Origin of the sequence: Micromonospora sp. M51 (genome assembly GCF_018070305.1) — a bacterium.
GTDB classification, from domain to species: Bacteria; Actinomycetota; Actinomycetes; order Mycobacteriales; family Micromonosporaceae; genus Micromonospora; species Micromonospora parva.
Genome location: NZ_JAGPXZ010000353.1, coordinates 1 through 6,189, shown reverse-complemented (window position 1 = coordinate 6,189; position 6,189 = coordinate 1). Strand labels below are relative to the sequence as shown.

Below are 6,189 nucleotides of genomic sequence, written 5' to 3'. Positions count from 1 at the left end.
CCAGCGACCAGTTGTCCACGTAGTGCAGGTCCAGTCGGACCGCGTCGTCCCAGGTGAGGTCGGAGCGGCCGGAGATCTGCCAGAGGCCGGTGATGCCGGGCCGCACCAGCAGCCGCCGGCGGACGTCACCGCGGTAGTCGTCGTCCTCGGTGGGCAGTGGACGTGGCCCGACCAGCGACATCTGCCCGCGCAGCACGTTGATCAGCTGGGGCAGTTCGTCCAGGGAGAGCGCCCGCAGGTGCCGGCCGATCGGGGTGACCCGGGGGTCGTCCTTCATCTTGAAGAGCAGGCCGTCGCTCTCGTTGCGATCCTTCAAGGTCGCCAGCCGCTGCTCGGCGTCGGTGTACATGGTCCGGAACTTCCAGACCTTGAAGGCGCGTCCCTCGTGGCCGATGCGGGTCTGCCGGAACATCACCGGCCCGGGATCGTTGATCTTGATGGCCAGCGCGATGGCGAACAGCACCGGGCTCAGCAGCACCAGCCCGACCAGCGCGGTCACCCGGTCCAGCACGCTCTTGGCCAACAGCGAGAGACCGGAGATGGTCGGCTCGTCCACATTGAGCAGGGGAAGGCCCTCGATGGGCCGGACGTGGATGCGGGGACCGGTGACGTCGGTGACCTGGGGGACCACCACCAGGTTCAGGCCGGTGCCCTCCAACTGCCAGGCGAGCTTGCGAAGCTCGTACGACTCCAGGCTGGCGGGCCCGCAGACGGCGATGGTGTCCGCGCCGAGTTGTTGGACCAGCGGCACCAGGTCCCAGCCCACGTACACCGGCACCGGGGCGTTCACCCGCTCGCCCGGACGGGGATGGTGGGGCAGGTGGATGGCGATCGGGTGCAACCCGGCCCCGTAGTTGCGGGTCACCACCTCGTGCAGCGCGAGCGCGTCGACGAGGCGGCCCACCAGCAGCACCTTCTGCGACGCCCGCCCGGTACGCCGGATCCGCCGAAGCACCACCCGGGCGGCGAACCGAACGACGAGCGTGTAGAGCAGCAGGCAGACGATGATGGCAGCGACAGTGGCCCGGGACAGGTCCTTCTTGAAGCCGAGCGCCAGGAACGAGACAGCGGCGGCCATCGCGAGGCTGGCCCGGGCGACCCGCTTGAGTTCTTCGGTGCCCAGCCCGAGCGCCCGCTGGTCATACGCCCCGGACGCGACGAGCAAAATCAGCCAGCCCACCGGAACGCCGACGAAGGCCGCGAGGCTGAAGGAGCTGACGTTCCCGAGCACCCGCTGGTCCCAGAAACCGGCGTCGGCGTCGGCCAGCAGGGTGACGACCGTCCGGCTGGCGGCCAGGGCCGCGAGGACGTCGAGCAGGACCAGCCAGGCCACGTAGCGGCGACGCCAGTTGGCCCGAGGCGCGACCGGACGGGCGAACACCGACCGGGCCATGCCGTTGGACGGAGGCGTGATCACACCCAGGTCGGGGTCGAAGCTCGGTCTTTGCTGCGACGAGACAGCCGTGAGGAATTGCGTGTGTGCGGACACGACCTTCCTTTCCCATGTCGCCCCCGTCGGGAGATCGCGACGTGCACCCTATGCGTCCATGCCACGTCGTGCCTAGTGGCGGTTCGGGTCCTTCCTCAGCCGGATCAGTTCGGTGGTCGCGACTTCCGGGCACTCAACTCCTGGGCGAGCGCACCGTGCGCCGGCTTCGGCGCGAACTCCTCGTCGAAGACGCAGGCGGCGCCGTACCCGGGATAGTGCGAACCGATCCAGCTGCTGACGTCCGTGAAGCCCCACAACGTCACCGATTCGCAGGTGGCGACGGCGAGACAGGCCTTGAGCATGTGTTGGTAGAGCAGCGCCTGGTCCAGCAGTTTCTGGGTGGTGACCGGCAACGGAATCCGTACGTCCAGTTCGGTGATGGCCACCGAGACGCCCAACGCGGCGAAGCGGCGCAGGTTTCCCGTCGCGTCCTTCGGCGGCGCCCCCAACCGGATGTGGCTCTGGAAGCCGACCCCGTGCACCGGCGCGCCACCCGCGCGCAGCTCCTTGACCAGCCGCAGCAGGCCGTCGGCCTTCCGGGTGCGACCCTCGGTGCCGTAGTCGTTGATGAACAGTCGGGCGTCCGGGTCCGCCTCGTGGGCCCAGCGGAACGCGTCGGCGATGTAGCGGGGGCCCAGCTTGCGCAGCCACAACGAGTCTCGTAACGACCCGTCCTCGGCGAGCACCTCGTTGACCACGTCCCAGGCCCAGATCTTGCCCCGGTAGCGGCTGACGACTGTGGTGATGTGCTGCTTGAGCACGGCGCGCAGCTGCTCGGGCGACCAGCTCTCGGTCACCCACACCGGAGTGTTGCTGTGCCAGAGCAGGGTGTGACCGTAGACGGCCTGCCCGTTGGCCTTGGCGAAGTCGACAAACTGGTCACTGGCCGACCAGTCGTACACGCCGCGCTTCGGTTCCAGGATCGTCCACTTCATCGCGTTTTCGGACGTGACGGCGTTGAACTGACTCGACAGCGTCGCGCGGTACCGCGGGTCCGAAGCCAACATCTGCCCGCTGACGGCGGTTCCGATCCTGACGTTCGGCGGCATCAGGTCCCGCAGCGCCGGAGGACCCGGCGTTGCCGACGGCTGTGCGGTGGGGGCGGCGACCGACTCGACCGGGCCCACCCCGCGGTCCCAGCCAAAGTATGCTGCGCAGGCGACGAGGACCAGCACCACCACCGACAGCACCACCACACGAGCCCGGGGCAGCCGTGACATCGTGCGGTCGACCGATGTCGGCACCCGCGATGGCGACACCGGCCAGCCGTCGTCCGTTCGGACAACGGTGCCCGTCGCGGCACCGGCGCGGACCTCTTCGGTCATTAGCATCCCCAGACAGAAGTTGCGACGCAGCATGACGAGGCCCAACTGATGCGCCTGATCGATCCTACGACCCTCGACCATAAGGGTCCGCCCGCCTGTCGGCTGACCTCCTCGGCGCCGACGTTGCCGTGCAGGCCGACCGCAGCCAGCGTTCATCCCCGGTCGCGCCGCGACCCATAGAGACATCGGCGGTCTGACAGTGCAGCACGGTCATCCCATCAACGGCAGCGGCGCACGCCTGCGGGATCCGGGGGTCCCACCGCTCGGCGGCGCACCCGGTGACGCCGCCGCGCGCGGAGTCGCCGCGGTGCCCCCACCGAAGCCTCCGGTTCGTGGTGGTTCCACCATCGTGCGCAGCGGCGCGCTCTCGATGCTCGCCCTGGTGGCGGTGGGCGCGACCCGTCTGGTGCACGGCTCACTCACCAGTCACGCCACGGACCGCGCCACCTACGGGTTGGTCGGCATCATGCTGGCCGCGAGCATGGTGGCCAGCCTGCTGCTGCCCGGCGGCGTCTCCAGCGGCCTGTCCAAGTTCGTCGCCTTTCATCGTGGCGCCGGCGACCTGCCCGGGGCCTGGGCCGTACACCGGTTCCTCTCCCGGCTCGGCCTGACGGCCTGCCTGGTGCTCGGCGCCGCGACGGCGCTGGTGGTGCAAGGGATCTACCACCTCGGCGTGGTGGACACCCTGACGCTCGCGGTGTTGACAGCCACCTACTCGCTCTACACCGTGGACAAGGCGGCCATGTACGGCCACGGCCTCGTCCCCCAGTACGCCCGCATCGAACTGGCCACGTCCGCGCTGGCGGTGGTCACCACCGTCGTGGTGATCGCCACCGGTGAGACCGCCTACCTCCTGCCGCTCTGCCTCGGTTACGGCGTCTTCGTCGCACTGTGCCGGCACCAGCTGCGCGCGCACCGTCGGCGGGAGGGGGTGCCGGCCGGTGGCCGGTTCGATCGACGCGAGGTCGTCACGTTCGCCGTCCTGGGCCGCATCGGCACGCTGGCCAGCGCCGGTGTCCTCCAGACGACCCAGCTTCTCGGCGGTCACTTCGCGGACCCGTCCGAGGTGGCCTACCTGGTCGCGGCCGTCGCCCTGATCGCACCGCTGTGGTTCCTGCCCCGGGCGCTCGCGTTGGCGCTCTTCCCGGCCATGGCCGGGGCTCAGGGCGCCGGGGACACCACAGCGGTACGCCGACAGGTGGACGCGTCCACGCGTGCCCTGGCGGTGACGATGGCCCCGGTCTTCGTGGTGGGCCTGCTCGCCGCGCCCCTCGTGCTGGGCCTCTTCGGCGGCCAGGAGTACGCCGCCGGCGCCACCGTGCTGCGCGTCATGCTGTGCGCCGCCTTCCTCGGCATCCTTCAGGTGCCGTCGGTGAACGCGTTGGCCAGCGGCCCGCTGACCCAGGCCCGGGTGCCGGTGATCTCCGCCGTGGTGGGCTGCCTGATCGGGTTGGCCGTGGTGGTGGGCGCGGCCAGGTCGATGGGTGCCACCGGGGTCGGCATCGGCTACCTGGTGGGCACCGCCGTCACCGCGACCATTCCGGTCGTCGCGGTCTGGTGGCTGCACCGGCTCGCCTGGACGATGACCCTGGTCCGGAGCATCGCCCTGGTCGTGGTCGCCGCGCTGGTGACCCGCCTGGACGTCATGCAGACCTGGTCGTGGACCGCCGCCGGCGTGACCCTCGCCGGGTTCGTCGTGGCCGGGCTCGTGCTCAGTGGTGACATTCGCCGGCTGCTCGTCCTCGCCCGCAGCCACCGCCGCGGTTCCGCGTCCACCCCGGTCACCACTGCCGTCTGAGACCCGACAGAGCGTCTGAAGAAAGAGAACAGCGTGAACGAGACGTCCGAGCAGTTGTCCCCACCCCTCGCCCAGCAGCGCACCCTGCGGATCCTGGCGGTCACGAACCTGTGGCCGGAGCAGGGCAGTTACCGGGGCATTTTCGTGCAGCGACAGGTGTCCGCGCTGCGCGCGCTGGGCCACCACGTCGATGTCGAGGTGGTCGCCCAGTCCCGCGGCAAACTGGACTACTTCACCGCCGCCAGCCGGATCCGTCGTCGGGCCCGGTCCGGCGCTTACGACATCGTCCACGTGCACTACGGGATGACGGCACCGGCGGCGCGGCTCGCCGGTCACCCGGCCCGCGTGCTGTCGCTCTACGGCAGTGACGTCAACGCACCCCGCCAACGTTTCATGACGAAGCTGGGCTGGGGTGGCACCCGGGCCCGGATCTACGTGTCCCGCCGACTGGCCGAGACGGCCGGTGACGCCGCCGGCCACGTGGTGGCCAACGGGGTCGATTTCCAGCTGTTCCAGCCCGGTGACCGGTTCGCCGCCCGGCAGGCACTCGGCATCACCCCCGACGCGCGGGTGGTGCTCTTCGGCGCCGACCCCGGCCGCGCGGTGAAGGGTTACGACGTCTTTCGTGACGCGCTGGCCGAGCTGCGGCGCCAGGACCCCTCGGTGCAGGAGCTGATCCTGTCCGCGCCGGGTCAGCCCGAGGCCGACCTGGTCCGCAAGTACGACGCGGCCGACGTCATGCTGTTCACGTCACGGCCGGGCAGTGAGGGCTCCCCCACGGTGGTCAAGGAAGCCACGGCGATGGGCCTGCCGGTCGTCACCGTCGATGTCGGAGACGTCGGGGAGGTGCTGGCCGACGTACGACCGGGAGCCGTCGTGCCGTTCCCGGCCGGTCCGTTGACCGGGGCGGCCCGCGACCACCTGGTGTCGGAGCTGGCCAACCGGGTCCGCGAGGTGCTGCACCACGGCGTACGGGCAAACGGGCGCGAGCGAAGCAGCTGGCTGGACGAGCGCCTGGTGGCGCAGCGGATCGCCGAGATCTACCGGTCGGTGCTCGGGTCGTGAGCACCACGCTCGTGACCGGGTCGCACGGTTGGGTCGGCACCCACCTGCGTCGCCTGGTCGCCGCCAACGGTGAGCGGGTGGTCGGGCTGGGTCGCCGGCCCCGGCAGCCTGGTCCAGGCGAGACCTACCACCAGCTGGACCTGCACGATCCGGCGGCGGTCCGCGCCCGGCTCCAGGCGGTACGCCCCGACGTCGTCTTCCACCTGGCCGCGACCCTCCCCCAGCGGGGGGCCAGCGGGGCGGACGTGGTGGCCGATGCCGTGCACACCACCTACAACCTGTGCCAGGAGTTGCGCCGGGTCGACACCCGGTCGGGCCGGCCGGCGCGTCTCGTCCTGGCGGGATCCTCCGCCCAGTACGGCGCGGTGCCGCCGGAACTGAACCCGATCACCGAGCAGACGTTGCCCCGACCGGTGGGCGCCTACGGTCATGCCAAGGCGGCCGCGGAGTCGCTGGCCCTCGCGCTCGGCGCCGACGGGCGGATCGCGGTGGTGGCCGCCCGTCCCTTCAAC

At 70.8% G+C, this 6,189-nt stretch carries 5 protein-coding genes; 3 read left to right on the top strand and 2 right to left on the bottom strand.

All coding sequences use genetic code 11. The annotated features are described in order from the left end of the window. Together KBX53_RS19080 and KBX53_RS19075 are read right to left on the bottom strand one after the other, a co-directional pair. A partial coding sequence (locus KBX53_RS19080) for a sugar transferase (protein ID WP_210860772.1) occupies positions 1-1,393 on the bottom strand: 1,393 nt, incomplete at its 3' end. Between the two features lie 200 nt (positions 1,394-1,593). Then, positions 1,594-2,709, bottom strand: a complete 1,116-nt coding sequence (locus KBX53_RS19075; RefSeq protein ID WP_036411375.1) for an endo-1,4-beta-xylanase — start codon at positions 2,707-2,709, stop codon at positions 1,594-1,596. A 304-nt stretch (positions 2,710-3,013) separates the two neighbouring features. Between KBX53_RS19075 and KBX53_RS19070 the strand changes: the two genes are divergently transcribed. The 3 genes from KBX53_RS19070 to KBX53_RS19060 all read left to right on the top strand — a co-directional run. After that, complete coding sequence (locus KBX53_RS19070) at positions 3,014-4,612, top strand: lipopolysaccharide biosynthesis protein (RefSeq protein WP_210860771.1); 1,599 nt, start codon at positions 3,014-3,016, stop codon at positions 4,610-4,612. Between the two features lie 33 nt (positions 4,613-4,645). Then, complete coding sequence (locus tag KBX53_RS19065; RefSeq protein ID WP_210860770.1) at positions 4,646-5,677, top strand: glycosyltransferase; 1,032 nt, start codon at positions 4,646-4,648, stop codon at positions 5,675-5,677. After that, on the top strand, positions 5,674-6,189 hold a 516-nt coding region (locus KBX53_RS19060; protein WP_210860769.1), incomplete at its 3' end, for an NAD-dependent epimerase/dehydratase family protein. The genes KBX53_RS19065 and KBX53_RS19060, both read left to right, overlap by 4 nt.

Excerpts from the sequence above, each read along its gene's own strand:
- KBX53_RS19075 (WP_036411375.1), bottom strand. The coding sequence starts at position 2,709 with ATGTCACGGCTGCCCCGGGCTCGTGTGGTGGTGCTGTCGGTGGTGGTG.